At 70.1% G+C, this 25,221-nt stretch carries 25 protein-coding genes; 9 read left to right on the forward strand and 16 right to left on the reverse strand.

What is annotated here, in order from left to right:
- Window positions 1–76 precede the first annotated feature (76 nt).
- Window positions 77–5,410, reverse strand: a complete 5,334-nt coding sequence (locus tag L324_RS31960; protein ID WP_268871966.1) for a type I polyketide synthase — start codon at window positions 5,408–5,410, stop codon at window positions 77–79.
- Between the two features lie 175 nt (window positions 5,411–5,585).
- Between L324_RS31960 and L324_RS31965 the strand changes: the two genes are divergently transcribed.
- Both L324_RS31965 and L324_RS31970 read left to right on the forward strand, forming a co-directional pair.
- Complete coding sequence (locus tag L324_RS31965) at window positions 5,586–6,986, forward strand: (2,3-dihydroxybenzoyl)adenylate synthase (protein ID WP_235783711.1); 1,401 nt, start codon at window positions 5,586–5,588, stop codon at window positions 6,984–6,986.
- A gap of 186 nt (window positions 6,987–7,172) precedes the next feature.
- Window positions 7,173–8,435, forward strand: coding sequence for an FAD-binding protein (locus L324_RS31970; RefSeq protein ID WP_051174210.1), 1,263 nt, complete (start codon window positions 7,173–7,175; stop codon window positions 8,433–8,435).
- Here the strand turns inward: L324_RS31970 and L324_RS31975 are convergent.
- From L324_RS31975 to L324_RS41850, 4 genes are all read right to left on the reverse strand, one after another.
- Window positions 8,399–9,769 (reverse strand): pyridoxal phosphate-dependent decarboxylase family protein, encoded by a 1,371-nt coding sequence (locus L324_RS31975; protein WP_037317531.1) that lies wholly within the window; start codon window positions 9,767–9,769, stop codon window positions 8,399–8,401. The genes L324_RS31970 and L324_RS31975 overlap by 37 nt on opposite strands.
- Window positions 9,762–10,349, reverse strand: a complete 588-nt coding sequence (locus tag L324_RS31980; RefSeq protein WP_037317534.1) for a class I SAM-dependent methyltransferase — start codon at window positions 10,347–10,349, stop codon at window positions 9,762–9,764. Before L324_RS31980 ends, L324_RS31975 begins: the two co-directional genes overlap by 8 nt.
- Before the next feature lie 88 nt (window positions 10,350–10,437).
- Window positions 10,438–10,902 carry a hypothetical protein gene (locus tag L324_RS31985; RefSeq protein WP_051174212.1) on the reverse strand — a complete coding sequence of 155 codons (465 nt, stop codon included), beginning with the start codon at window positions 10,900–10,902 and terminating at the stop codon, window positions 10,438–10,440.
- The gene (locus L324_RS41850; protein ID WP_235783729.1) at window positions 10,899–11,096 is read right to left on the reverse strand and encodes a type II toxin-antitoxin system HicA family toxin; all 198 of its coding nucleotides are present in this window, start codon (window positions 11,094–11,096) and stop codon (window positions 10,899–10,901) included. The genes L324_RS31985 and L324_RS41850 overlap by 4 nt, the downstream gene beginning before the upstream one ends.
- A gap of 292 nt (window positions 11,097–11,388) precedes the next feature.
- On the opposite strand from L324_RS41850, the gene L324_RS31990 reads away from it, so the two are divergent.
- The 3 genes from L324_RS31990 to mscL all read left to right on the forward strand — a co-directional run bounded on the left by L324_RS31990 (window position 11,389) and on the right by mscL (window position 12,946).
- Window positions 11,389–11,700, forward strand: coding sequence for an FmdB family zinc ribbon protein (locus L324_RS31990; protein WP_037317537.1), 312 nt, complete (start codon window positions 11,389–11,391; stop codon window positions 11,698–11,700).
- Between the two features lie 115 nt (window positions 11,701–11,815).
- Complete coding sequence (locus tag L324_RS31995) at window positions 11,816–12,457, forward strand: SAF domain-containing protein (RefSeq protein ID WP_037317540.1); 642 nt, start codon at window positions 11,816–11,818, stop codon at window positions 12,455–12,457.
- Between the two features lie 84 nt (window positions 12,458–12,541).
- A complete protein-coding gene (mscL, locus tag L324_RS32000) occupies window positions 12,542–12,946 on the forward strand; it encodes a large-conductance mechanosensitive channel protein MscL (protein WP_037317542.1) in 405 nt (134 codons plus the stop codon).
- A 6-nt stretch (window positions 12,947–12,952) separates the two neighbouring features.
- Here mscL and L324_RS32005 read toward each other — a convergent pair whose 3' ends face one another.
- Window positions 12,953–13,135 carry a hypothetical protein gene (locus L324_RS32005; RefSeq protein WP_037318795.1) on the reverse strand — a complete coding sequence of 61 codons (183 nt, stop codon included), beginning with the start codon at window positions 13,133–13,135 and terminating at the stop codon, window positions 12,953–12,955.
- Window positions 13,136–13,190: 55 nt separating this feature from the next.
- Here L324_RS32005 and L324_RS32010 point away from each other — a divergent pair, with 55 nt between their 5' ends.
- Entirely contained in the window at window positions 13,191–13,484 is a 294-nt protein-coding gene (locus L324_RS32010) for an Rv0909 family putative TA system antitoxin (RefSeq protein WP_037318797.1), read from the forward strand.
- Here the strand turns inward: L324_RS32010 and L324_RS32015 are convergent.
- Entirely contained in the window at window positions 13,481–13,981 is a 501-nt protein-coding gene (locus tag L324_RS32015) for a MogA/MoaB family molybdenum cofactor biosynthesis protein (RefSeq protein WP_005155592.1), read from the reverse strand. The two genes, L324_RS32010 and L324_RS32015, sit on opposite strands and share 4 nt — an antisense overlap.
- A gap of 128 nt (window positions 13,982–14,109) precedes the next feature.
- Between L324_RS32015 and L324_RS32020 the strand changes: the two genes are divergently transcribed.
- Window positions 14,110–15,171, forward strand: coding sequence for an NAD-dependent epimerase/dehydratase family protein (locus tag L324_RS32020; protein ID WP_037317545.1), 1,062 nt, complete (start codon window positions 14,110–14,112; stop codon window positions 15,169–15,171).
- Window positions 15,172–15,240: 69 nt separating this feature from the next.
- Window positions 15,241–16,044, forward strand: coding sequence for an MBL fold metallo-hydrolase (locus L324_RS32025; RefSeq protein WP_037317548.1), 804 nt, complete (start codon window positions 15,241–15,243; stop codon window positions 16,042–16,044).
- A 100-nt stretch (window positions 16,045–16,144) separates the two neighbouring features.
- On the opposite strand, the gene L324_RS32030 is transcribed toward L324_RS32025, so the two are convergent.
- The 9 genes from L324_RS32030 to L324_RS32070 all read right to left on the reverse strand — a co-directional run bounded on the left by L324_RS32030 (window position 16,145) and on the right by L324_RS32070 (window position 24,248).
- Window positions 16,145–17,335 carry a serine hydrolase domain-containing protein gene (locus tag L324_RS32030; RefSeq protein WP_037317551.1) on the reverse strand — a complete coding sequence of 397 codons (1,191 nt, stop codon included), beginning with the start codon at window positions 17,333–17,335 and terminating at the stop codon, window positions 16,145–16,147.
- Between the two features lie 54 nt (window positions 17,336–17,389).
- The gene (locus L324_RS32035) at window positions 17,390–18,439 is read right to left on the reverse strand and encodes a sensor histidine kinase (RefSeq protein WP_037317554.1); all 1,050 of its coding nucleotides are present in this window, start codon (window positions 18,437–18,439) and stop codon (window positions 17,390–17,392) included.
- The gene (locus L324_RS32040) at window positions 18,436–19,134 is read right to left on the reverse strand and encodes a response regulator transcription factor (RefSeq protein WP_037317556.1); all 699 of its coding nucleotides are present in this window, start codon (window positions 19,132–19,134) and stop codon (window positions 18,436–18,438) included. The genes L324_RS32035 and L324_RS32040 overlap by 4 nt, the downstream gene beginning before the upstream one ends.
- A 10-nt stretch (window positions 19,135–19,144) precedes the next feature.
- Complete coding sequence (locus L324_RS32045; protein WP_037317558.1) at window positions 19,145–20,512, reverse strand: hypothetical protein; 1,368 nt, start codon at window positions 20,510–20,512, stop codon at window positions 19,145–19,147.
- Window positions 20,513–20,570: 58 nt separating this feature from the next.
- The gene (locus tag L324_RS32050) at window positions 20,571–21,203 is read right to left on the reverse strand and encodes a cupredoxin domain-containing protein (RefSeq protein ID WP_037317561.1); all 633 of its coding nucleotides are present in this window, start codon (window positions 21,201–21,203) and stop codon (window positions 20,571–20,573) included.
- The gene (locus tag L324_RS32055) at window positions 21,200–21,664 is read right to left on the reverse strand and encodes a hypothetical protein (RefSeq protein ID WP_037317564.1); all 465 of its coding nucleotides are present in this window, start codon (window positions 21,662–21,664) and stop codon (window positions 21,200–21,202) included. The genes L324_RS32050 and L324_RS32055 overlap by 4 nt, the downstream gene beginning before the upstream one ends.
- 92 nt (window positions 21,665–21,756) lie before the next feature.
- Entirely contained in the window at window positions 21,757–22,734 is a 978-nt protein-coding gene (locus L324_RS32060; protein ID WP_037317567.1) for a cupredoxin domain-containing protein, read from the reverse strand.
- A gap of 26 nt (window positions 22,735–22,760) precedes the next feature.
- The gene (locus L324_RS32065; protein ID WP_037317570.1) at window positions 22,761–23,663 is read right to left on the reverse strand and encodes a CopD family protein; all 903 of its coding nucleotides are present in this window, start codon (window positions 23,661–23,663) and stop codon (window positions 22,761–22,763) included.
- Between the two features lie 3 nt (window positions 23,664–23,666).
- On the reverse strand, window positions 23,667–24,248 hold the full coding sequence (locus L324_RS32070) for a hypothetical protein (protein WP_235783734.1): 582 nt from the start codon (window positions 24,246–24,248) through the stop codon (window positions 23,667–23,669).
- A 361-nt stretch (window positions 24,249–24,609) separates the two neighbouring features.
- Here L324_RS32070 and L324_RS32075 point away from each other — a divergent pair, with 361 nt between their 5' ends.
- Window positions 24,610–25,164 carry a copper resistance CopC family protein gene (locus L324_RS32075; RefSeq protein ID WP_063624623.1) on the forward strand — a complete coding sequence of 185 codons (555 nt, stop codon included), beginning with the start codon at window positions 24,610–24,612 and terminating at the stop codon, window positions 25,162–25,164.
- The last annotated feature ends 57 nt before the right edge of the window (window positions 25,165–25,221 follow it).

Consider the following 25,221-nt stretch of genomic DNA (forward strand, 5'->3'; position numbering starts at 1 on the left):
GCCTCTCTGGAGGAACTACGGACGCCGAAGGGCGTGGGCGGCCATCGAGGCCACCCACGCCCTTCGACTGGGGAGATCAGGCCGCTTCGGCCTGGTTTTCGCCCGCCCCGGCCAGTTCGGCGAGGCCGGTGTGGATGTGGTCGGCCATCGCGGCCACGGTGGGCCTGGCCCACAGGATGGTCGGCGGGAGGTCCAGCCCGTAACGCCGCTGCAACCGCACCCGCAGCGCCACCGTCATCACCGAGTCGACACCGAGTTCGACCAGCGGCCGCTTCAGCTCGATGTCACCCGCCTCCAGGTTCAGCTCCGCCGCCACCTGTTCGCGGACGTCGCCGGTGACCTTTTCGCGAGTGTCCTCTTCGGACATGTTCGCGAAGTCGACGGTGAACCCGTTGCCCGCGTTGGCTTCGGTGCTCTCGTCGACCACCGTGAGTTCGCGGAACATCGGCAGCTTCCGCTGGTGCGGCGGCGTCGGCAGCACCCGCAGCACCGCCTGGTAGTCGGACGAGAACCGGTCACCGAACGCCCACGCCCGGAACGCCTCCGACGCGGAAACGGCTTCCAGGCCACGGGAGTTCGCTTCGAGCATGGTCGTCGCGATGTCCTGCGACAGACCGACACCGCGCCACGCCGTCCAGCCGAGGCTGATGGTGTCGTGGGTGCCGCCCGAGTTGCGGTGCGTGGCCAGCGCGTCGAGGAACGAGTTGGCCGCCGCGTAGCTCGCCTGCCCGGAAAGGCGGGCGAACTGGCCGCACGAGGAGAACAGGACGAAGAAGTCGAGCGACCCCGCCGGGAACAGCCGGTGCAGTACCAGCGCACCCCCGACCTTCGGCGCGAACACGTCGCGCAGCCCGTCCTGGTCGACCTTGTCCACCAGCGCGTCGTTGACCACACCGGCGGCGTGGATGACGCCGGTCACCGGCGGGAGACCCAGCGCGCCGGGCACCAGCGCCGACGCGACCGCGTCCTCGTCGGTGATGTCGAGCGCCAGCACGCCGACCGTGACACCCAGCGCTTCGAGCCCGAGGACGCTGTCGATCTGGTGCCGCACGTCCGGGTCGGTCACCGAAGGCCATTCCACGCGCGGCGGCAGGCCACGGCGGCCTGCCAGCAGCAGACGGCGGGCGCCGCGGTCGACCAGCCAGCGGGCGACCTCGAGCCCCAGCCCGCCGAGACCACCGGTGATCAGCACCGTGCCCGAGGGCGAGCAGTGCAGCGGGGAACCGTCCGCGCTGCGGGTGATCTGGCTCAACCGGGCCACTTCCGCGCCTCCACCGGTCAGCGAGATGACGTCCTCGTCACCGGCCGGGCCGCGGAAGACCTCGATCAGCCGCGCACCGAGGTCCGGCGCCGCGGGGTGCTCGACGTCGATCGTGCCGCCCCACAGTTCCGGATGCTCTCCGGCGATGATGCGGCCGACACCCCACAACGGGCCGTGCGCGACGGAACGTTCGTCGGTGCCCTGGCGGACGCCGCCGGTCAGCGCCCAGATCCGCTGGGTCGCGACCTCACCCTTCGACGTCGACCGCAGTTCCGCGAGCCGCTGCGCGGTGCGGAGGAGCGACCACGTCGCGCGTTCGGTCGCGTCCTCCAGCCGCTCGCCTTCCGCCGCTCGCGAAGGCGCGACGACGACCGCGCCCGGGTTCGCGAACAGTTCCGCCGTGAGGTCGAGCGGTTCGCCGTCGACGGCGACCTCGACCGCGCTGGCGGTGACGCCGGCCGCGGTGAACTGCTCGACCAGGGTGCCGGTCGTGGCGGGCGGGCCCACCACGACGATCTGGTCGAGATCCGAGGCCAGCGTGGCTTCGGGCAGTTCGTGCCAGGAGATCTCGTGCACCAGGTCGCGCGGCAGGACCGCGGTACCCAAATGCTCGACGGCGGCGAACTTCAGGCCGATGACCTCGGAGACGATGTCGCCGTTCTCGTTGGCCACCAGCACGTCGACGGTGTCTTCCGGCGACTTCGGCGAGCGCACGGCGTGCACGATGATCCGCGCGGGCGGCTCACCCTTCCACGCCACCTTCTCGATGCCGCGCGACATCCACAGCACGGTGGCGTGGCCGGGCGAGACCACCATCGCGCTGATCGTGAGCGCGGCGTCGATCACGTGCGCCCAGCTCGTCGCCAGCTTCGCGGGCGGCGCGACGCAGTCCATCAGCGCGAGCTGCTCGACGTCGTCGTAGTACAGCTCGCTCATGTCCCACGGGAACGCGTAGCCCTCGACACCCATCCGGCCGAACATCTCGTCGGCTTTGGTGAGCGAGCCGTTGGGCAGGCGGTCGCGGATCGTGGCGAACTCGATCCGGCCCTCCGGCACCTTCGCGCTCGTGTCGATCGAGGCGGTGGTGTGCGTGATCCACTCGTCGTCCTCGGCGCTGGTCTCGTCCGCTACCCGCGTGGCGAGCGTGAGCGACCGGCCCTCCTTGATGACCTGGACGATGCGGGCCGGCTGCACGGCGAGCGGGGTGCGCAGCACGATGTCGGTCAGCGCCGGCGCGACCTCTTCCTCCGCCGCGAGGGCGAAGGTGTTGATGATCGACGCCGCCGGGGTGACCTCGACCCCGACCAGGCCGTGGCTCTGCGGGTACGGACGACTGTCCATGTCGAGCCGGGTTTGCCAGACCTGCCGCGAAGGCGCGCCGGCTACCGTCATCCGGCCACCCAGCAGACTGTGGCTCTCCGGGTCATGCCCGCTCCCGAGACCCGCGGAACCCGAACCCTCGGGGAAGATCCAATAAGGACGGTGCTGCCACGCCGCGGCCGGGATGCCCAGCAGCTCACCCTCGGGGAAGTCGCACGTCCAGTCGATCTCGACGCCCTGGGCGTGCAGCTTGGCGAGGTTGTGCAGCAGGGTGCCGACCTCGTCGGTGTCGCGCCGCAGGGTGGCGCAGCCCGCCAGGTCGTCGATACCGAGGCTCTCGGCGGTCTCGATGATGGAGTGCGAGACGACCGGATGCGACGAGATCTCGACGAACACCCGGTGCCCGTCGGAGAACGCCGCCTCGACCGCTTCGGCGAAACGGACGGGGTTGCGCAGGTTGCCCGCCCAGTAATCGCCGTCGCGGGCGACGTCGGAGCGCGGATCGGTCAGCGCGGTGCTGTAGAGGCTGACCGACGGCGTGCGCGGGTTGAGCTGCCGCGCCGCGGCCGCGACCTCTTCGAGCACCGCGTCCACGTGGGTGCTGTGGAAGGCGATGTCGGTGTCGACGACCCGCATGTCGATACCCTCTTCACGCCACCGCGTGACGAGTTCCGCGATCGCGCCCTTGTCGCCGGAGACGACGGTCGACGTCGGGCTCGCGGAGATCGCCGCGACGAGGTCGGGGCGGTCACCTAGTTTGGCCTGGACGTCGGCGAAGGACAGGCTCGCCAGCACCATGCCGCCGTCGCCCTCCAGCCGCTGCAACGCGGCCGCGCGGCGGCAGGCGAAGCGGGCGGCTTCGAGCACGTCGAGCGTCCCGGCGGCCACCGCTGCGGCGATCTCGCCGACCGAATGCCCGATGATCGCGCCCGGTTTGACACCCCGGCTGCGCCACACCTCGGCGAGACCGACCTGCATGGCGAAGGTCAGTGCCTGGACGTGTGCCGCGGTCCACGGGCCGCCGTCGAGGATGGCCTCCCGCGGCGTCCAGCCCAGCTCCTCCTGGAAGACGCCGGCCAGCGAGTCGATCGTGGCGGCGAATCCGGCGTGCTCGGCGAGCAGCTGACGGCCCATGCCGGACCACTGCGAACCGTGCCCGGAGAAGACCCACACCGCGCCGTCGCTCTGCTGCCCCGCGCGGGCCAGCAGGATGCCCGGAGCGGGTTCGTCGACGGCGATCGCGCGGAGCCGCTCGGCCAGCTGTTCGGTGGAGGCGGCGATGACCGTGCCCCGCTGCGGAAGATGCGAACGCCGCTGCGAAAGCGTGTACCCGATCGAGCCGAGCGACGCGCCGGGGTTGGCGTCGATCCAGTCCGCGACCGAACCGGCCAGCCCGCGGAGACCCGCTTCCGACATGGCGGAGATCGGGAAGACCTTCCGCGTGCCGTCGTCGCCGTCCTTGCGTGGCCGGGTTTCCTCCGGCACGGGGCCCTCTTCGAGGACGACATGGGCGATGGTGCCGCCGACGCCGTAGCTGGAGACACCGGCACGGCGGGTGTTGCCGCCCGCGGGCCACGGGGTGTTCTCGGCGACCAGTTTCAGACCCGAGTCCGGAGCCGAAATGGCGTCGTTGGGCTCGGTGTGCAGGCTCGGCGGGATCTGCTCGTTGCGCAGCGCCAGCACGGTCTTGATCACGCCGGTGATACCGGAACCGCCCTCGACGTGCCCGATGTTCGGCTTCACCGAGCCGACCAGGCAGGGGTTCTCCGCCGACCGCACGGCACCGATGACGGCGGCGAGCGCCTCCACCTCTTCGCCATCACCGGTCGGGGTGCCGGTGCCGTGCGCCTCGATGTAGTCCACAGTGGACGGATCGACACCCGCCCGCTGGTAGACCTCGCGCAGCATCTGGGCCTGCGCGTCGGCGTTCGGCGCCATCATGCCCTCGGAGCGGCCGTCCTGGAAGACGCCGCTGCCGCGGATCACGGCCTGGATCGGGTCGCCGTCGCGGACCGCCTCCGAAAGGAGCTTCAGCACGATGACGCCGGCGCCCTCACCGCGGCCGTAGCCGTCGGCGTTCTTGTCGAAGGCCTTGCTCGTGCCGTCCGGCGACATCGCGCCCGCGCCTTCCAGCGCGACGTTCAGCGCCGGGGTGGCCATGATGTTGACGCCACCGACGAGCGCGATCGACGTCTCGCCTGCCCGCAGGCTCTGCGCCGCGATGTGCAGGGCCGTCAGCGAACCCGCGCAGGCGGTGTCGACGGCCATACTCGGGCCGCGGACGTCGAGGAAGTAGGAAACGCGGTTCGCGATCCCGTAGAACGTCGTGCCGTTGACCGCGTACGCGCCGGTGAGGGGAATGTCCTCCAGCAGGCGGCGGCCGTAGTCGTTCGAGTTCGCGGCGACGAACACACCGGCGTCGGAGTCGCGCAGCGAAAGCGGCGGGACACCCGCGTCCGCCAGCGCCTCCCAGGCCAGTTCCAGGATGAATCGCTGCTGCGGGTCGAGGAAGTCCGCCTCACGCGGAGAAATGCCGAAGAAGTCGGCATCGAACCCCTCGATGTCGTCGAGGAAGGAACCACGGATCGTGGTCCCCCTCAGAATGGCCGTGGCCTGGGGACTGCCCGCGGCGTAAGCCTTCCACCGCTTTTCGGGCATGTCGCTGACGGTGCTCTTGCCATCTGCGAGGAAATCCCAGAACTTCTCGGGAGAGTCGAGGTCTGGAGCGAACCTGCAACTCATACCGATTATCGCAATGGCTTCGTCGGGTGCTTTGTACTCGCTCAAGTCCTCGCTCCTCGAAATAGGTCGCCCGATCGGAGACAACACAAAATCCCGGCGCGTCTATGTAGGGAAAGCTTCTGCCCTGACGGCCGTCTCCGGCATCTCCTCGACTGCTTGCGCGAGATCCTCGAGCGATCCCCGAGTGCGAGCGCAAGCTTCGAGACGCCCACGTGCGGGGCCCGTGGGAGTGTCCGATCGGGACCCATATCGAGGAGGAGTCATGCCGGCATCAGCGGGTCGGTCGACCGGGACGGGAGTCGTGCCGTGGCCGAGAAGCGTCGCGGACCGCTATTTCGCCGAGGGCTATTGGGAAGGCCGGTCGCTGGGGACGTGGCTGGCCGAGACCGCGCGCAAGTACCCGGACGAGGTCTGCCTTGTCGACGGGGGCGTGCGGCTGACCTTCGGTGAGCTGCTGGCGAAGGCCGACGGCGCGGCGATCCGGATGAGCGCGGCGGGTATCGGCGCCGACGACCGGGTCGTCATCCAGTTGCCGAACTGCTGGGAGTTCGTCCTCACCACGGTCGCCTGTCTACGGCTCGGCGCCGTCCCGGTGTGGACGATGCCGCAGTTCCGCGCGCACGAGATCAGGGGCATCATCGCCAACGCGGAGGCGAGCGCGATCGTCGTGCCGGATGTCCACAAAGGATTCGACCACCAGGTGCTCGCCAGTGAAGTAATGCCGGATGGGCTCGTGTTCGTGGCGGGCGATGATCTCCATCCCGGCAACATCGACCTCCGGGCGTTGTTCGTCGCTGACGAACCCGTCGAGGTCTCGCAAGCGCTCGACGCGGCCGCTCCGGGCGGCGACGCCGTCGCGACCTTCCTGCTCTCCGGTGGGACGACCGGGCTGCCGAAGCTGATCCCCCGCAGCGGCAACGACCTGAGCTACATGATCAAGACGGCGTCGGAGATCTGCCGGTTCGGCCCGGACACCTCGTACCTGGCGGTACTGCCGCTGGGGCACGGATTCGCCAATACCGGGCCGGGAATCCTGGGCGCTCTGCTCTCCGGCGGCCGGGTCGTCATCGCGCCGTCTCCGGCCCCGCACCACGCGTTGCCGCTGATCGAACGCGAGCGGATCACCGCGACGTCCGCGGTGCCCGCGATCCTGCATCGCTGGATCGAGTACCTGGACTCGGAACCGGGCATCGATCTGTCCACTTTGGAGATGATCCAGATCGGCGCTGCCGAACTGGATCCTTCGCTGGCGGCGCAGGTGCGGCCGAAGCTCGGCTGCACGTTGCAGCAGGTCTTCGGGATGGGTGAAGGACTTCTGTGCCTGACCCGGCTCGACGATCCGGACGAACTGATCCTGCACACCCAGGGCAAGCCGATCTCACCTGCGGACGAAATCCGGCTCGTGGACGAAAAAGGCGTCCCGGTGGCGCCTGGCGAGCCCGGGTTACTGCTGGTCCGCGGCCCGTACACCACGCGCGGCTACTACCGCTCCCCCGAGCTGAACGCGCGATCGTTCGTCGACGGCGGCTGGTACGACACCGGCGACATCGTCCGGCTGACACCCGAGGGTTATCTGGTGGTTTCCGGGCGCGAGAAGGACGTCATCAACCGAGGCGGGGAGAAGATCAACGCCGAGGAGCCGAAGGGTGCCCTCGCCGCATAAGGGCCAGGTAGGTCGTGAGTGGTAATGAGGGTTAGAACCGTCATTACCACTCACGACCCTGGACGGAGAACGTTCCCGTAGGCCAGTCCGCAACGGCTCGCAATCCGGAAGAGGCCGGACCCCGTCCGGGGCCGTTACCGTCGTTGCCGAGGAGAGGGCCGTTCCCCGGACCGGAGGTCGCATCCCGTGGCACACCACGATTTCGAACGCCGGCTGCCGATCCCCGGACGCGGAGCCGTGGCGCTGCCCGAACTCGCCGGAACGCTCAGCGTCCGCGACCGTGACCTCGCGGACGCTGAGCGGGACTTCGGCGGCCACGTCCACCGGCGGCCGCTCGCCGTCGCCTTCCCGGCCACCGCGGTCGACGTGGCGGCGCTCGTGAAGTTCGGCCGGACGCACCGCATCCCGGTCGTGGCCCGCGGCGGCGGGAATTCCGTCGACGGACAGGCCCTGGTCAGCGCCGGGATCGTCATCGACATGTCGACACTCGGCGGGGTCCGCCCGTTCGGCCCCGACCGGATCAGTGTGGACGCCGGGGCACGCTGGCGCGCCGTCGTCGACGCGACCCTGCGCACCGGCACCGTCCCGCCGGTACTTCCGGACTATCTGGAGCTTTCCGTCGGCGGATTGCTGTCCACCGGCGGTTTCGGCGGCGCGAGTCACCGGTTCGGCTCGCAGGCCGACAACGTCCACGATCTCGACGTCGTCACCCCCGACGGCGAACTGGTGACCTGTTCGCCCACCGGCAACGCGGACCTCTTCGACGCCGTGCGCGGGACGCAGGGACGGCACGGGATCATCACGCGCGCCACCGTCGCGCTGACCCGGGCGCCTTCGACGGTCCGGCGGCATCGCCTGACCTACCACGATCTCGGCGCCTACCTCGGTGATCAGCGGCGCCTGGTGGACGAACTCCGTTTCGAGCACGTCGACGGCCAGGCGCAGTACGCGGACGGACGCTGGCGTTTCGTGCTGGAGGCGGTTTCCCCGCAGTCGCCGCCGATCGACGACCTCCGCCACGATTCCGCCGAGATCTTCGAGGTGACCTACCGGGAGTTCGTCGACCGGCTCCGGCCGATCGAGGCACAGCTGCGATCGGCCGGTTCGTGGTACCACCCGCATCCGAGGGCGAACGTCCTGCTTCCCGGCGCTCAGGCCGAAAAGGTGCTCGGTGACGCTTTGGCGGACCTGACACCGGAGCTGCTCGGCGTCGGCGGGAGCGTGCTGCTGTATCTGTTCCCGACGGCGCGTGTCGCCGCGCCCCACGTCCCGAAGGCACGGGATCCGTACACCGTGCTGTTCGGTGTCCAGCGCACCGCGCCGCCCGGCGATCTCGCGACGCTGCGACGGATGCGTGAGGCGAACGCCGCCCTGCACGCGACCGCGCGACGTCTCGGCGGGGCGAGCTACGCCTACCCCTTGGCCGCCACGGACGCCCAAGCCGCTTGAATCGCGGCGACACCGCGGTCGACGTCGGCTTCCGTGGTGGTCCAGTTGGACACGGCGATCCGCATGAGCCGCCGCCCGTGCCAGGTGGTCGCGCCCAGCCAGCATTCGCCGGACCGCTGTACGGCTTCAACCACCTCGTCCGTCTTGTCGCCGAAACTCACGAGCACCTGGTTCAGCACCACGTCGTTCACGACCGTGACACCTTCGATCGCTTCGAGCCGTTCGGCGAACCGGCGGGCCAGAGCGCAGCAGCGGTCGACCAGCTCGGCGAGCCCCGAGCGGCCCAGCTCGCCGAGCGCCGCCCACGTCGCGAACCCCCGCGCCCGGCGCGAGGACTCCGGCACGAAGTCGCCAGGCGCGCGCACGCCACCGTCTCCCTGCCCGGTCAGGTAGGCGGCCGTGACCGACATCGCGGCCCGGTGGGACTCGGGGTGGGCACAGAAGGCGTACCCACTGTCGTAGGGGACGTTGAGCCACTTGTGCCCGTCGACCGCCCAGGAGTCGGCCTGGTCCACTCCCGCCACCAGAGGACGAAATGCGGGGCTGGCGGCGGCCCACAGCCCGAACGCGCCGTCGACGTGGACCCAGGCACCGTGCTCATGGGCGATCCGGATCGCGGCCCCGAAGTCGTCGAAGGCGCCACTGTTCACGTTCCCGGCCTGAAGGCAAACGATTGCGGGCCCGTCGAGCACCCGTTCGAGATCGGTGACGTCGATGGCGCCCTGCGCGTCCGCGCGTACCGGATCGACGGCGTCGGCGCCCAGACCGAGGAGGCGCAAGGAACAGTCGATCGTGGCGTGGCGCCCCTCGCCGGCGACGACCCGGAGCGGCGGCGCCCCGTTCAGTCCGCGGCGCTCGACGTCCCACCCGGCCTTGGCCAGTACGTGATGACGGGCGGCGGCCAGGCAGACGGTGTTCGCGCCTTGCCCGCCGGTCACGAATCCGAAGGAAGCGGTGGACGGCAGCCCGAGGACGTCCTTGAGCCATTCGCCCGCCACCTCCTCGACGATCGCGGCGGCCGGTGAGGTGACCTTGTTGAACGCGGGCTGGTCCCACCCTGTCGTCAGCATGTCGGCCGCCGTCGCGGCGTCGAGCGCGCCACCGACGACGAAGCCGAAGTACCTCGGCCCGGTGGTCGCCACCAGCGCGGGCTCCACGGCGTCGGCCAGCCGCCGGATCACGTCGGCGGGCGGGGCGGGCTTGTCGGGCAGGTCACCGAGCTTCTCCCGGACACCGGTCGTGTCCTCCGGGAAGACCGGCGCCCCGGCCACGCTTTCGCGGTAATCGGCCACCCGGGCGGCGACCTCGGCCAGCAAACCCCGCAACTCACTCATCCGACGGCTCTCTTTCGATCGTCGCGAACCAGGCGGGCGCGCCGTTCTCGTCGTGGAACCTGGTCCGGACGCGCGCCTTTTCGATGGTCTTCACCCGCCATCCTCGACCGAAGGGGGCCGTCAGCGCTTCCCGTTTTACGGGGTGGGGCCCGGTGTTCTCGCCTTCGTCGCTGAAGCACAGGATGAACAGCGTCCCCTTGGTGACCGCTTCGAGGCTCTTGACGTACCGGACGCGCTCGTCCGCGTCGAAGGTATGGAAGAGCCCGCAATCGAGCACGGTGTCGAATCCGCGCCCAAGCCGCTCCAGCCGGAGCGCGTCCGCCGTCGCGAACTCGGCGTCGAGCCCACGCTCCCCGGCCATTCGCCGTGCGCGCCGCAGCGCCGTCTCGGCGACGTCGACGCCCAGCACCCGGAGACCGAGCGAGGCGAGATGGAGCGCGTTCTCGCCGGAGCCGCAGCCCACGTCGAGCACGTCGCCAGTGAACCGGCCTGCCGCCTCGACGACCGCCGGCTGCGGTCCGCCGAAGTCCCAAGGAGCGGGGCCTTCGCGGTACGACGCGTCCCAGGGCAAGCCGGTCATATGCTCATGGCTTGTCGGACTTCTGCCGCCGAAGGGATCCTCGCCGTCTTTCGACATGGCGACTTCCTTTCGCCGCGGGGTCGGCGACTCAACCGCCCGCGGTCGCACTCTTCCCTTTGATCACACGGGTCACTTTGCCGACGGCGGCCGTGCGCTTCGCGGTGCCCGCCCTGCCGGAGCCACCGATCAACTGGCTCACCCGCTGCGGTGTCATCCCCAGCACCGCGGCGATCTCCCGTCCGGACAAACCGGCGCTTCCGAGTTTCTTCGCCACTTCACGTTGTTTCGCCGCGGCCTCGCGCTGCCTGCGCTCCGCGTCCCGCACTTCGGCGCGAGCCGACCTCACCTGCTCCGCCAATTCGGCTTCGAGCTGGGGAACGACGTCCACGTCGAACGAGTTCTCCTCCTCGATATCGAGGGCGAACGCGATGTACTCGCGGGCGACGGCCTCCGCCTTGGACAAGGTGCCCGCCTGCGTGACACCGACGCCGTCGATATGAAGTTCCCACCCGCGCTTCCAGCGCTTGGCCAAGACGATGTAGGTATCGGTCATTGCAGCCACCCCTCCGGCAGACACGTGAGCTTCTTGATGACGTCGTCCACGACACCGGGTGAGACGTTCTTGTGGTGGGGCACGATCGCCTGATGCCGACCGCACGGGCAAACCCACTTCTCATGACTCCCCCGGGTCGACTTGTGAGTGCAGCCTTCATCAAGAAGGGCCCGCCGCACATCCCGGTACTTCATAGCCTTCACCACGCAGGCTAATCTAGCCCCTCTAGATATACAACATCTAGACTGGCTAGATTATTCGGAATCACACAGGCCGAGGCCGATTTCGCCTCCTGCGCACCGCACCGGGGCCACCGACCAGGCTCATGTCCGATTCCGGCTCGGCCCGGAACAGGCACGGGACAAGTAGCGTGACCAGGCCGTCATGTGACCTTGGGAAACCTTGTTTGACCTGCGCCGGAATGCCCCGGTACCGTGTTGTGTTAGCACTCTTGTCGGCTGAGTGCCAATGCACGAAGGAGCAGCAGTGCCCACCTACCAGTACGCCTGCAAGGAATGCGACCACGCTTTCGAGGCCGTGCAGTCGTTCTCCGACGCGAGCTTGACCGTGTGCCCGCAGTGCTCGGGCCCGCTTCGCAAGGTCTTCAGCTCGGTCGGCGTGGTCTTCAAGGGCAGCGGTTTCTACCGCACCGACTCGCGCGACTCGAAGGCCAGCACGACCTCGGCCCCGGCCAAGAGCGAGACCAAGTCGGAGTCGAAGACCGAGTCGAAGTCGGAGAGCAAGAGCCCGGCATCCTCCTCCACGGGTACGACGAAAACGGCCGCCGCCGCTTCCTGACGTCCCGAGTTGTCCACAGGCCCCCGGTTATCCACAACCGGGGGTTTTCGTTCTTTCCAGGTCCGGCACCGGCCCCTAGCGTCGAGATCATCACCGATCGACGAGGGGGAATCCCGTGCTCCACGATCTGCCCGTCCTGCGAAGACTCCACGGCAGGCCCGCGCGGCTGCTCCGCCGCTGGCTCGCCCTGTCCCTGCTGCTCAGCGGCCTGGTCGCGCTCTTCCTACCCGCCTCGGCCCGCGGCACGCCCGGCACCGCGACCGTGGTCGCCGCCCGTGACCTGCCCGCCGGGGCCTTACTGCGGCCCGGAGACCTCAAGCTCGTCGACCTCCCGGAGGACGTCCGTCCACAGGGCGCCCTCGGCCAGACCATCGCGGCCGAGGGGCGGCTGCTCGTCGGAGCGGCGCGGCCGGGTGAGCCGCTGACCGACGTCCGCCTGCTGGGAGCGGCCATCCCCGGAACGGGTGATCCAGAAAGTTCGGCCGTCCCGGTGAGACTCGCCGACGCCGGGGTCGCCGAACTCCTGCGGCCGGGTCAGCGGGTCGACGTCGTCGCGGCCGCCGAAGCCGGACGGGAGGCGTCTGTGCTGGCCAGCGCGGCCGTCGTGGCGGCCGTCGGCGAGCAGGAGGCCGCCGGGACGAGGAGCCCCAAAGCCGGGAGCAAGGGACCTTTGGTGCTGCTTTCCCTGCCGTCCGCGATCGCGACACGGGTGGCGGCCACCTCGCTGGAACGGTCCATAACGGTTACCCTCCGCTAGCTCGCGCCTGCCCCGGCGGGCGCCTGCGTCCCCCCGGTACGGACGGGACGGTCGGCACCGTCCCAGGTGAAAGAGGAGAGCGTCTTGCTCAAGGGTTTCAAGGACTTCCTGATGCGCGGGAACGTCGTCGATCTCGCGGTCGCGGTGGTCATCGGCGCCGCGTTCACGTCGATCGTGACGGCGTTCACGAACGGCCTGATCAAGCCGCTGATCAACACCATCGGCGGTTCGGACGCCGCCAAGGGGCTGGGCTTCAACATCCTCAGCGCGAACGACGCCACGTTCCTCGACTTCGGTGGCGTGATCAACGCGGCGATCAACTTCGTGCTCGTCGCCGCCGTCGTCTACTTCGTGATCGTGTTGCCGGTCAAGCACATCCAGGAGCGTCGCAAGCGCGGTGAAGAGGCGGGTCCGACGGAGCCGACCGACGTCGAGCTGCTCACCGAGATCCGCGACCTGCTGCGCGCCCAGCAGAACCGCCAGGGCTGAGCCGGATCACCGGTCGTGGTGAGGCGGCCGGTTCTCCAGGTACCACGAGTCGGAGTCCGGGGTCCGTCGGCCCGGCTCCCGCTCGTCGGAGGTCGTGTCCGGCAGGACGTCGCCGAAGATCTCGTCGACCCGGCGGCGTGCCTCCGAGGCCGCCTTCGAAGGGCGCTTGTCTTCGTCTTCACCTGGCATGACGTCCATTTTCGCACCGGTCGCGGGTCCCGCCGACCAGTGGGACCATCAGCGCATGAGCATTGTCGACAAAGCGAAGGGGCTGGCCGCGCAGGCCATCCACAAAGCGGAAGAGGTCGCGGGCGAAGTCCGCGAGAAGGCCGGGCCGCTGGCCGAGAAGGCGGGCGACGTCGCGGCCAAGGGCGTCACGGTGGCCTCCGCCGGGGCGAACAAGGTCACCGGCGGCCGGTTCGAGGACAAGATCGGCAAGGTCACCGAGAAGGTGGAAGGGGTGCTGCACCAGGACAAGCTGCATCAGGACAAGAAGGACGAGCCCGGGACTGAGCCCGGACCCGCCCCCAAGAGCTAGGCCTCTTCGAGACCGGAAAGCTCGTCGATCACGTACGGCACCAGCGACGAGAGCGTCGCCATGCCGTCGCGGACGGCCGCGCGCGAACCCGCGAGGTTGACCACCAGCGTGCTGCCGGAGACGCCGACGAGCCCGCGGGAGATACCCGCGTCCACCGCGCCGGCGGCGAGGCCGGACGCGCGCAGTGCCTCGCCGATGCCCGGGATCGGGCGGTCGAGCACACCGGCCGTCGCGTCGGGCGTGCGGTCGCGCGGGGAGACCCCGGTGCCGCCGACGGTGATCACGAGGTCGGCGCCGCCGATCACCGCGGTGTTGAGCGCGTTGCGGATCGCGGCCGTCTCGGCCTCGACCACCACGACACCGTCGACGATGAAGCCCGCTTCTTCGAGCAGCTCCGTGACCAGCGGTCCCGTGTTGTCCTCGTGTTCGCCATGGGCGACGCGATCGTCCACGATGACCACCAGTGCGCGGCCCAGCCGTTGTGCGCTCCGTTCCATACGCACACCGTATCCGGTTTCGGCTGATCTTCGCTCCCGCGGTGTCACGGGCCACGAGTTGTGACGATTCCCTGACGTGAACGGCGGATGCGGGGCCGAAGCCGAAGATCGCCCCTAGCGTCGGGAGGGTGCGAACACTGGTAACCGGCGGGGCCGGGTTCATCGGCTCCCATATCGCCGATCTGCTGTCCGATCAGGGCCATGAGGTCGTCGTCCTCGACAACCTCCTGAGGACCGCGCACGGTTCGTCGCGCCCGCCCGGCTACACCGAGCGCCACCGGTTCCTGCGCGGCGACATCACCGACCCGGACCTCGTCGCGGGGTTGCTGGAGGGCGTCGACGCGGTCTGCCATCAGGCCGCCGTCGTCGGGCACGGGATCGACCCGTCCGACGCGCCGTCGTACACGCTCAACAACGACCACGGCACCGCCGTACTGCTCGCCGCGATGCACGCCGCCGGGGTACGGAAACTCGTGCTCGCCTCGTCGATGGTCGTCTACGGCGAAGGCCGCTACGAGTGCCCGACGCACGGGATCGTCCCGCCGTCGGCGCGCGAACGGTCCGATGTGGACGCCGGGCGCTTCGAGCCGGCCTGCGCCACCTGCGGGAGCGAACTCGGCCGGCGACTCGTCCCCGAGGATGCCCCGCTACAGCCGCGAAGCACCTACGCGGCCACGAAGCTCGCTCAGGAGCATCTGGCGGCGGCGTGGGCGCGCCAAACGGGCGGAACGGTCTGGGCGATGCGCTACCACAACGTCTACGGACCGCGGATGCCGCAAAACACCCCGTACGCCGGGGTCGCGTCGCTGTTCCGCTCCTCCTTGCTGCGCGGCGAGGCGCCCCGGGTGCTGGAGGACGGGAAGCAGCAGCGCGACTTCGTCCACGTCCACGATGTCGCGCGGGCGAACGTCCTCGCGCTTCACACCGAAGGCCCCGAAGGCGAACTCACGCCGCTGAACGTCTGCTCCGGCGAGCCGCACACCGTCGGCGAACTCGCCGACGAACTCGCGAAGGCGTGCGGTGGCCCGGCACCGGTGATCGCCGGTGGCGCGAGGCCCGCCGATGTCCGGCACGTGGTCGCCGACCCGGGACGCGCGGAACGGCTGCTCGGGTTCAAGGCGGAGACCGGTTTCGCCGAAGGCATCGCCGGCTTCGCCACCGCTGAGCTGCGGGAACCGGCAAGCCTCTGAAACCGGGAACAGACCGGGCCTCCGCGCGGTTGTCGTTCGCGGACAACGTGGAACGACCTTGGGGGTTTTGTGGGCATCACCGTCGGCGACATCGAGATCGAGGCACTGGGCGACGGCCTGATCAGGCTGCCGCTCGCCTTCTTCCCCGGTCTCGACCCGGACGCCCACCCGGACGTGCTCGACGAGGATGGCACCGTGCACGTCCCGACCGGCGCGTACCTGATCCGCGGCAACGGGCGCACGATCCTCGTCGACACCGGACTCGGCCCGCGTGAATTCGCCTTCCCCCAGGGGATGACGCCCGCCAAGGGCGATCCCACCCCGCCGATGGGCACAGGCGGCGACCTCGCGGCCGCGCTGGACAAGGCGGGCTGCCCGGTGGGCGAGATCGACACGGTCTTCCTCACCCACCTGCACAACGACCACATCGGCTGGATCGCCCCGGAAGGCGAGCTGACCTTCCCCGGCGCGCGGGTCGTGTTCGGGCAGCTCGACTGGGAGGCCCTGATCGAACCGGCCGGGACGGGCGAATGGGGCCGGGTCGGCATGGAGACCGCCCGCGGCGCGGGCCTGACCGAGGCGATCAGCGGCGACGACGTCCCGATCGCCCCCGGCATCGTGGCCAGGCACGCTCCCGGCCACACGCCAGGCCACTACGTCCTCGATATCACCGCGGACGACGAACGCCTGCTGCTGCTCGGCGACGTCCTGCACACGCCCGCGCAGCTGACGGACACGCGGGTGAGCTTCCTCAGCGACGTCGACCCGGACCTCGCCCTCCGCACCCGGCAACGGTTCCTCGCCGAAGCCGAAGAGACCGGCGCGATCATCGCACCGGCCCACTTCCCGGACATGGGCTTCCTTCGCCTCTGAGCCCCGGTTGCCGAAGGGCCCTTTCCCCTCATCTCACGCGGTGAAGGGCGCTTTCCCCACGTCGCATGCGGGGAAAGCGCCCTTCACCTCCGGGCCCCGGTCACTTGCCGCAGAGCACCTTGTCGGTGAGCATCTGGTCCGCCTTGTTGTACGCCTGCCCCAGGTCGGCCGCGGAGTCCCCGTAGGTCATCGACAGCTCGTAGGTCCTGCTGCCGTCAGGCGTGCTGGCCATCAGCGTCCCGTAGCCGTGGAAGCCGCCCATGCCCTTGAGGACGGTTCCGCAGCTCGACTCCTGGACGTACAGCCCGAGGCCGTAGCCGCCCTTCGGATGCGGTTTGCGCATCTCGGCCAGCAGCGGGGCCGGCAGGAGCCGTCCGCCCAGCAGCGCGGAAAAGAACGTGTGGAGGTCCTTGGTGGTCGAGATCAGCTCACCCGCGCTGGACGCCCAGGAGGGGTTCTGCTCGGTGATGTCGACCGTCTTCCACTCCCCGGCCTCCTGGTAGCGGTAATACCCGTGGGCGTGCGGCCCCGGGATCCCCGGCCACGTGCCCGGCACCAGGGTGTCCCGCATCCCGAGCGGCCGCAGGATCCGCCGTCCGATCTCGTCGCCGTAGGGACGCCCGGTGACCTTCTTGATCACGAGCCCGGCCAGCACGTAGTTGATGTTCGTGTAGGTCCAGTCCGTCCCCGGCGCGAAGAGCGGCGGTTTGGACAGGCCGAAGCGCACCAGCTCCTCCGGCTGGTAGGTGTGGTAGCGGTTGTCGAGGAATTCCTTGCCCTGCAACGGGATTCCCGGCACGATCGTCCCGTCGGGCAGCATCGCGCCGGTGTAGTCGAACAATCCGCTGGTGTGCTGCAACAGCATCCGCACGGTGATCCGCCGGTCGAGGCCGAACTCGGGCAGGTAGTCCGCCACCGGCGCGTCCAGGCCCACCTTGCCCTCGCCGACCAGTTGCAGCACGACGGTGGACACGAAGGTCTTGGTGTTGCTGCCGATCCGGAACCGTCCGTTCGTCGGCGGTTTCGCGGCCTCGCCCAGCTTGCGCACCCCGGCGCTGCCGGTCCAGTCGCCGCGCGCGTCGTGCACCCGCAGCTGCGCTCCGGCGAAACCCGAGGCGGCGATCTCCTGGACCATCGCCCGCAGCTCCGGGCGATCCTTCCCGGCGGTGTCCGCGGCCGCCACCCCCGGCAGGGCCGCCCCGGCCAGCAACGCCGCCGCCAACGCCGTGACCCCCACTCGCCGGATGGCCCGGCGCTTGTCGTTCTTGGCTGTGATCGCTGAAGTCGTCATGGCCGCTACGTTCGCCGGGCGCGCTGACACCGCGGTGACACGGCACTGACACGGTCAGGACGTCGAGAGCGGCAGCCGGACTTCGAAGCGGCAGCCGGGGCCGTGATTGCGGACGCCGATCCGGCCGCGATGAGCCTCGACGAGCCCCTTCGCGATCGCCAGCCCGAGCCCGCCACCGCTCGCCAGCCCGCCGCGCTCGGGCGTCCGCGCCCGCGTCCCGCGGAACGCGACGTCGAAGACGCGGCCGATCTCGTCGTCGGGGATCCCGCCACAGCCGTCGTCGACGGCCAGCAGGGCCTCGCCGCCCTCGATACCGAGCTGGACCGCGACCGTCCCGTCCGGCGGGGTGTGCCGGACGGCGTTGGACACCAGATTGCGCACGATCCGCGCCAGCTCCGGATCGCTTCCGGAGACGACCGGCCAGGCGTCGGCGTGCTCGACCATCCGCACCCGTTTCTGCCCGGCGAGCGGCGCCTGCGCGGCGACCGCGTCGCTCACGACGTCGCGCAGCGGCACGGACGCCATGGTCAGCTCCAGTGCGCCGGCGGTGATCCGCGACAGCTCGAAGAGGTCGCCGACCATGCCCGAAAGCCGCGTGGTCTCCCCGCTGATCCGCCGGGCGTACTCCGCGACCTCGCCGGGCTCGGCGACGACACCGTCCGCGACCGCCTCGGCCATCGCCTGGATCCCGGCCAGCGGGCTCCGCAGGTCGTGGCTGATCCACGCGACGAGTTCGCGCCTCGACGCTTCGGCCGCGCGTTCCCGTTCCCGTGCTTCGCGCTCCCATACGCTGCGGCGCGCGATGACCCGGCCGAGCACGAGCGCGGCGGGCACGGTCACCAGCGCGACCAGCAGGCAGACCAGCGTCATCGTGGTCAGCGCGGGGGTGAACATGAACCCGCTGATGCCGAGCACCGCGACCAGGGTCGCGAGCACCGGGATCAGCACGAGGGTCGTCATCGTGCCCGCCAGCGAACCGCGTCTGAGCAGGTACAACACCAGCCCGCCGAGCAGCACCACCGGCAACGCGAACAGCAGGGCGAACGGCAGGATGTGCCAGGCGTGCGCCAGCATCTCGCCGAACGACTCACCCGCGCCGATCATGGCCGCACCGGGTCGTACCGGTAGCCGACACCCCATACGGTGGCGACCCGGACGGGTTTCGCCGGATCCTTCTCGATCTTCTCCCGCAACCGTCTCACATGGACGGTCACAGTGGACTGATCGCCGAAGTCCCAGCCCCAGACCTTCTCCAGCAGATCGGCACGGGAGAACGCCACCCCCGGATGCGCGAGGAAGAACGCGAGCAGATCGAATTCCCTGCTGGTCAGGGGAAGTTCGACGCCGCCGATACTCGCCTGCCGCGCGGTCATCTGCAGGCGGAGGTCACCGTCGGCGAGTTCGGTGGCCGCCGGTTCGGGCCTCGGCATCCGGGCCCGCCGCAGCACCGACGCCACCCGCAACGCGAGTTCCTTGGGGCTGAAGGGTTTCGTGACGTAGTCGTCGGCGCCGAGCTGGAGCCCGGCGATCCGGTTCTCCTCCTCGCCGAGCGCGGTCAGCATGACGACCGGCACCTGGCTCACCTGCCGCAGCCGGCGGCACACCTCGAGCCCGTTGAGCCCGGGCATCATCACGTCGAGCACCACGAGGTCCGGGCCGGTGGCGGAGAACAGCCGCAGCCCCTCGGTGCCGTCCCCGGCGACGTCGACGTCGAAACCCGCGACCTCCAGGTACCGCCGGACGACGTCCCGGACGGTTTCGTCGTCGTCGACCACGAGCACACGGCCCTGCTCGGTCATCGCATCCCTCTCACCAGCTCGTCAGCACCAAGTGGTTCACCACCAGCGCCGTGGCCGCCTGCGCGGCGAGCCACCACCGCCGTCCCGTTGACGGCAGCAGCGCGACCGCGGGCAGCAGCCACACCTCGAACGGTAGCCAGATGCGCTCGACCTCCGCCTTCGACAGGCCGGACAGGTCGGCGAACGCGACCGTCAGCACCGCGGCCGCCACGATCAGCGTGACCGGGTCCCGGAACGACCGCCGGGGTCCGGCGAGGAACGCCGCGCCCGTCCGCCGCGTCCCGGCGATCACGGCGGGACCGAGCGCGATCAGCACCGCCGCGATATCCGCCCACACCCAGTAGGAATACGGGCGCAGCGTGGCGATCCCCTGGTAGTAGCGCTCGACCACCAGGTGATAGCCGTCGAGCCACCAGAACCCGGTGGCCGCGAACGCCGCGACGACCGCGGCCACCCCCAGCGCGGCGAGGAGCAGGATCCGCCACTGGCGCGTCAGCGCGACGACGGCGAGCGCGAGCAGGCCCAACAGCACGAGGCCGTAGGAGAGGAAGAGCCCGAAACCGAGCAGCACTCCGGCGGGCAGGGCGAGGATCCGCCGCCGGGCCGCGAGCGCGAGGAGCGCGATCCCGGTCGCCGTCACCCCGGCGAAGAGCCCGTCGGCCGAGACACCGATCCAGATCGCGCCGGGGGTCAGGACGGCGAACGGCAGGACCGTCCGTGCCGCGTCCTGCCTGCCCAGGGCGGACAGCGTCACCGGGACGGCGACGACGACCAGGCAGCCGACCACGACCACGAGCGCCGACGCCCAGGCGCCGCCGTGCAGCCCGAGCCGGTCGAGCCAGACGAAGACCAGCGTCGCGCCCGGCGGATGCCCGGAGACGTGCGTCGTCCACGAGTTCGGCTGGTAGTCGAGGATGCGCGAGGAGAACTCGGCCAGCATCCGCGGGATGTCGGTGATGCCCGGTACCTCGTGCAGGTACTCGTGTTCGGTGGTGAGCCTGCCGGTGAAGCCCCGGGTCCAGCCGTCGATCATCGCCAGCGAGAACGTCCACGCCAGCGCGGCCACGTAACCGAGCGCCAGCAGCGGTCGCCAGCGCAGCCGGGCGGCGAGCGAGGGACCTTTGGTGACGACCACGAGCGCGAGCACGACGGCGGCGACCGTCCCGGGGCCGACGTGCGGTGACCACAGCCCGAACAGCGGCGGCGCGAAGGCGTAGATCACCACGCCGGAACCGGGACGGTTGTAGTGGAGGCCGACGGCGATCGCGGCGGCCACCACGAACATGGCCAGCCCGACGGCGATCAGGTCGGCCCGGTGTCCCTTCCGGACGGACGCGGTGGGGGCGGGCTCGGTGACTGTGGACATCACCGGCACCATAACCGCGTTTTCCGCGTCCGACGGCCCGCGGACGCCGTCCGTCAGAACTCGGTAAGACTCATCTCGCCGGTCGCGACGCCACCAGGAGCAGGCACAGCACCGCCACCGCCGTGACGATCCCGGCGACCAGCAGCATCGGGTCGAGCGAGGGTTCCGACGCCGCCGCCTGCTGGGTGACCGGCTGGGCGGGCGCGGTGGTCTCGGTCCCTGAAGGCGCCGGAGCCGCCGGGGCCTGGGACGCGGTGCTCGACGGCGGTGCGCTCGCCGCCGTACTCGCGGGCGCCGACGTCGCGGGGCGGGCCGGTGTGGTCTGCTTCGGGGGCGCGGGAGCCGGTTGTTTCGTGGGCGTCTCCGCGGCCAGCACGGTGATCGACGCGCGCATGTCCGGATGCACCGAGCAGTAATAGGAGTACGTTCCCGGCTTCGTGAAGGTGTAGCTCCAGCTCTGCCCGGCCGAAAGTTGCGGACTGCGGAACGCGACAGGCGCGCTCGTCGTGACGACGTCGTGCGGCGCCTGATCGTGCTGCATCCAGGTGACGGTGTCCCCGACCCGTACGGTCAGCGACGCCGGGCCGTAGGCGTAGTCCTGCATCATCACCTGCTGCGTGGCCGCCTTCGACGGCGGAGCGAGATAGATGGCTTGCAGGATCAGGAAAATCGCCGCACACGCGAATCCGGTGAGCCGCCTCATCGGACGAACTCGATCGCGATCTCGACGTGGACGCGGCGGGCGAACCAGGGCGCGCGCCGCGGCCGGGGCAGGATTCCCTTGGCCCATAAGACGATCCGTTCTTCGTCGACGTAGCGCAGATCTCCCTCCAGTACGAGGCCGCGGCCGCCGATCCGCCCTTCGATCAGCACCCGCCTCTCGTCGACGACGAGTTCGTCGGAGGTGAACGTGAGCACCTTGGCCGGACAGCGTTTCAGGATCGGCCGCCGGAGCGGCCGCGGATAGGTACGCAGCGACGGGACGTCGAGTTCGACGAAGAGCGCCGGTTCCTCGGCGATGTCCAGGTATCCCGCCGTCGCGGCGAATCTGCCCCGTGCCAAGGGGAAGCGCAGGAACCTGATCGACGGCTCGATGACGCAGCGGTCCGGGCGCAGCCGATGGCCGGACCGGGCCGGGGCGGGCAGGAGTTCGGTGTCGGACATCGCTCGTCTCCGCGGGAGGGGAACGTGGATACTGGCGAAGGGCCCGGCCGGCCGCTTACCGGCCGGGCCCCCTGTTCAGCGGCCGGCCTGGTTCAGCAGCTCGCCTGGTTCAGCAACGGGGTGAGCACGGTTTCCAGCCACACCGTATGCGTCTTGATGTACTGGTCGAGGTTCAGCAGATCGGTGACCTGCTGGCCGAGCGACGTCTCCAGATGCGCGGACTTGATGTGCGCGATGATCGGGGCCAGCGTGTCGGCGACGACCTTGTCGGCCGAACCGTCCAGCACCGGGGCGAGCACGGTTTCCAGCCACACCGTGTGGGTCTTGATGTACTGGTCGAGGTTGAGGATGTCCTGCACCTGCTGGCCCGGTGAGGTCTGCAGATGTGCCGCCTTGATGTGGTCGATGATCGGCTGGAGCACTCCCTTGGGCACACAGGAGCCCCCGCCGGGGCTGGTCGGCGGCATCGAGTGCGAAGACGTCGGCGGCGTGCTGCTGGTCGAGGTCGGCGGGGCGCTCGTCGGGGTCGGCTGTGAAGTCGGTGGGGTGCCGGAGCCCTCCACCTTGACCGACGCCTTCATGTCCGGGTGGATCGAGCAGTAGTAGGAGTAGCCGCCCGCCTTGGTGAAGGTGTGGCTGAAGGTCTGCCCCTGCTGCAACGTCGGCGACGTGAACTTCTCCGGGCCGTCGGTGATGACGACGTTGTGCGGCGCGGTGTCGTGATTGGTCCACGTCACCGTGTCGCCGACGGCGACGGAAAGGCTCGCGGGGCTGAACTTGTACCCCATCATCTCGACCGTCTTGGCCGCCGCCGGTGCCGCCGCGGGTGCCGCCTGCTCCTGGGAAAGTCCCTGGTACAGCGGAACCGCCAGCGGACCCTGCTTGGACAACGCGGCGAGATCGACGTCGGCGGTCTGGGCGGTGTCCGCCTGCTGCCCGCCCCGCAGGGTGGCGAGGCTGAACAGCGCGACACCCAGGGCGAGGATCGCCACCGCCACCGGCCAGGTCCGCCGCGCGGGCACCACCGGCGGGGCCTCGGCGGCGGGGTTCTTGGGCTCCGGGTTGTCCATGAAGGACACTCCTTTCTGTAGGGCGGTCACCGGCCGGGGCTGGCCGTGACGAGGAGGCTCGCCGCGAGGAGGACCACGATGACGAGCGCGGTCTCGGCGGCGACGGAATAGACGAAGGGGCGGACGGTGGCGGCGTCCCCGCGCAGGACCACCGCGAAGTCCAGTCGCCGGGAGACCCAGCTCTTGCTGCCCTGCGCGATGACGAGGACGATCGCGAGGACGAGCAGCTTGATCAGCAGCGTCCTGCCGTAGTCCGTTGTGGACAGTCGATGCCAGCTGCCGACCGTCTGCCACGCGAGGACGACACCCGCCGCGATCACCGCGAACACAGAAAGCATCGCCAGCCGGGAGTAGCGCGGCACGACGGCGGCGAGTTCCCCGGGATCACGCCGGGAAAGGACGCCGAACAACAGGACGGCCAGTCCGCCGATCCAGGCGCAGATCCCGGCGAGATGGACGAGATCCGCGATCTGGGTGAGCAGCGGCCGGGTGCTCTCGACCGCGTGCCCGGTCAGCCCGGTCGTGCGCAGCAGCCCGAGGGTCACCACTCCGGCGCCGACCCGCCAGGCCGTCGAACCCGCCGCGGCCCGGCCGCGTTGCAGCAGATCCGCGAGGACGACCCCCGCCAGCAGCCACAGCAACGCCTTCGCGAACCAGACGCGGCCGAACTGTGTGTCGAGTACTTGCCCGAGCAGGTCCCAGTCGAAGAGATCGGCGGCCGGACGTTGGGCCGACCACGCGCCCTGGAGGCCGAGACCCGCGACGGTGCCGGCGAAGCCGAGCAGCCAGCCGATCCCGACGACCTTGCGCGCCCGGCCTTGCGCTGCGCCGTCCGGCCAGAGGAACGCGAGGAAGAACAGACCACCGGTGAACAGGGTCATGCCGAAGTAGTCGACACAGCGGGCGAGTACGTACCAGGTCTTGACCATGACTTACCGGACCGGCACGGGGACGGGGAGGTTCTCGAGGACGACCGTGCCGTCGGGAGCGCGGCAGTACCCGAGCAGGGCCGCACCGAGCCCGTCCGCCCCCGTCACCCCGAGGCCGCCGGTGACCCCGCCGAGCAACGGGAGCGCGGCCACGGTGTCCAGAACCTGTTGTGCCACACCGGGTTGGCAGGCGGGCAGCTCGGTACCGGGCGGCGGCGGCAAGGGCGGCGTGGTCGACGGCGGATCCGGATGCGGATGCGGGGGAACGGGGTCCGGGACGGGCGGCGGGGGCGGGACCTCGATGCCGCCGGGTGGCGGCGCGGGCGGGGCCACCGGGGCGGGGATGTCGGTGACCGGAACCGCGGGCAGGGAAGGGATCGGGGCGGGAGCGGGTGGTTCACCGCCGGGCAAGGGCGTGGCGGCGGACGGCGGGGACTGGGGCTGGGCGAGTACCGGCGGGCTTCCCGCGGCCGTCCCGGGTTTCAGCCCGAGGCCCGAGGCGTAGCCGACCACGATCACGACGGCGCCGGTGAGGCCGGCCGCGATCAGCTGATCACGGCGCGGGGCGATTCCTCGCAAGGCCACGAATGCTTCCTCCCATACGGAAAGAGAGAATTGAGCGGGAATGGGGAACGGGCTCGATGGGCCAGAAGAAAACCAGGTGCCGCGTTACCCGGCATGATCGTCACATGAAGCCCAGGTAAAGTAACCCGGCTCCGTACGGCCGGACGGCTGTGAGTTCGGCGGCCGAATGCCCGATCGGCACGGCCATTCGAGTGAAGCACGGGCGCGCCGTGTCCGATTCCGGGTCTTCTTTCCCGAAAGGCTGTGAGTTTTCGTTAACCCGGTTGTTGCGCGAACCCCCGCCACCGCAACGCGGCCGACCATTCCGTCGCCGACCATGGGCTCCCATTCCCGTCGTCGACGCATTCGTGAGGAAAGAACCATGTCGCTTTTCCCGCCATCGGCACGGAATCGGTCGCGCAGTGCCTTCCTGGCCGCACTCGTGCTGTTCACGACGCTGGCCGTCGCCCAGCCGGCCATGGCGCACAGCGTGCTCGTCTCGAGCGATCCGGCGAAGGATTCTTCGATCGCGTCTCCGCCCGCTGCCGTCACCTTGGTGTTCAACGAGCCGCTCGATCGCGGCTTCACCGAACTGGCCGTACTCGGCCCGGACGGCTCTTCGCATTGGGAAGGCGGAGCGCCCGTCGTCACCGGGGAGAAGCTGTCCGCACCTCTCCGGCCGTTGGGGGCGGCCGGGATCTATACGGTGAAGTACCGCGTGGTGTCCGCGGACGGCCATCCGGTTTCGGGTTCGGTTCCGTTCACGCTCACCACGGCGGGTGCGGGGACGGCGGCGGCCGAACCGGTGGTGCGGACCGAAACCGCGGTCGCCGCTCCGGCGACCGACGACGCGATGCCGGTGTGGCCGTGGATCGCCGGTGCCGTGCTGATCGCGATCGCCGGGGCGTTCGTGGCTCGGCTGATCGCGAAACCGTGAAACGAGGCACCTTAGCCGGGTCGTCCGCGCCGGGCGGGCTGAGGAAGCGAACCGTCA

This window comes from Amycolatopsis orientalis DSM 40040 = KCTC 9412, assembly GCF_000478275.1.
GTDB lineage: Bacteria > Actinomycetota > Actinomycetes > Mycobacteriales > Pseudonocardiaceae > Amycolatopsis > Amycolatopsis orientalis.

What these genes read in the sequence shown, in the direction of transcription:
- L324_RS31965 (WP_235783711.1), top strand. Translation starts at nt 5,586, where the DNA reads ATGCCGGCATCAGCGGGTCGGTCGACCGGGACGGGAGTCGTGCCGTGG.
- L324_RS31975 (WP_037317531.1), bottom strand. Translation starts at nt 9,769, where the DNA reads ATGAGTGAGTTGCGGGGTTTGCTGGCCGAGGTCGCCGCCCGGGTGGCC.
- L324_RS31980 (WP_037317534.1), bottom strand. Translation starts at nt 10,349, where the DNA reads ATGACCGGCTTGCCCTGGGACGCGTCGTACCGCGAAGGCCCCGCTCCT.
- L324_RS31985 (WP_051174212.1), bottom strand. Translation starts at nt 10,902, where the DNA reads ATGACCGATACCTACATCGTCTTGGCCAAGCGCTGGAAGCGCGGGTGG.
- L324_RS41850 (WP_235783729.1), bottom strand. Translation starts at nt 11,096, where the DNA reads ATGAAGTACCGGGATGTGCGGCGGGCCCTTCTTGATGAAGGCTGCACT.
- L324_RS32005 (WP_037318795.1), bottom strand. Translation starts at nt 13,135, where the DNA reads ATGCCAGGTGAAGACGAAGACAAGCGCCCTTCGAAGGCGGCCTCGGAG.
- L324_RS32010 (WP_037318797.1), top strand. Translation starts at nt 13,191, where the DNA reads ATGAGCATTGTCGACAAAGCGAAGGGGCTGGCCGCGCAGGCCATCCAC.
- L324_RS32015 (WP_005155592.1), bottom strand. Translation starts at nt 13,981, where the DNA reads ATGGAACGGAGCGCACAACGGCTGGGCCGCGCACTGGTGGTCATCGTG.
- L324_RS32030 (WP_037317551.1), bottom strand. Translation starts at nt 17,335, where the DNA reads ATGACGACTTCAGCGATCACAGCCAAGAACGACAAGCGCCGGGCCATC.
- L324_RS32035 (WP_037317554.1), bottom strand. Translation starts at nt 18,439, where the DNA reads ATGATCGGCGCGGGTGAGTCGTTCGGCGAGATGCTGGCGCACGCCTGG.
- L324_RS32040 (WP_037317556.1), bottom strand. Translation starts at nt 19,134, where the DNA reads ATGACCGAGCAGGGCCGTGTGCTCGTGGTCGACGACGACGAAACCGTC.
- L324_RS32045 (WP_037317558.1), bottom strand. Translation starts at nt 20,512, where the DNA reads ATGGTGCCGGTGATGTCCACAGTCACCGAGCCCGCCCCCACCGCGTCC.
- L324_RS32050 (WP_037317561.1), bottom strand. Translation starts at nt 21,203, where the DNA reads ATGAGGCGGCTCACCGGATTCGCGTGTGCGGCGATTTTCCTGATCCTG.
- L324_RS32055 (WP_037317564.1), bottom strand. Translation starts at nt 21,664, where the DNA reads ATGTCCGACACCGAACTCCTGCCCGCCCCGGCCCGGTCCGGCCATCGG.
- L324_RS32060 (WP_037317567.1), bottom strand. Translation starts at nt 22,734, where the DNA reads ATGGACAACCCGGAGCCCAAGAACCCCGCCGCCGAGGCCCCGCCGGTG.
- L324_RS32065 (WP_037317570.1), bottom strand. Translation starts at nt 23,663, where the DNA reads ATGGTCAAGACCTGGTACGTACTCGCCCGCTGTGTCGACTACTTCGGC.
- L324_RS32075 (WP_063624623.1), top strand. Translation starts at nt 24,610, where the DNA reads ATGTCGCTTTTCCCGCCATCGGCACGGAATCGGTCGCGCAGTGCCTTC.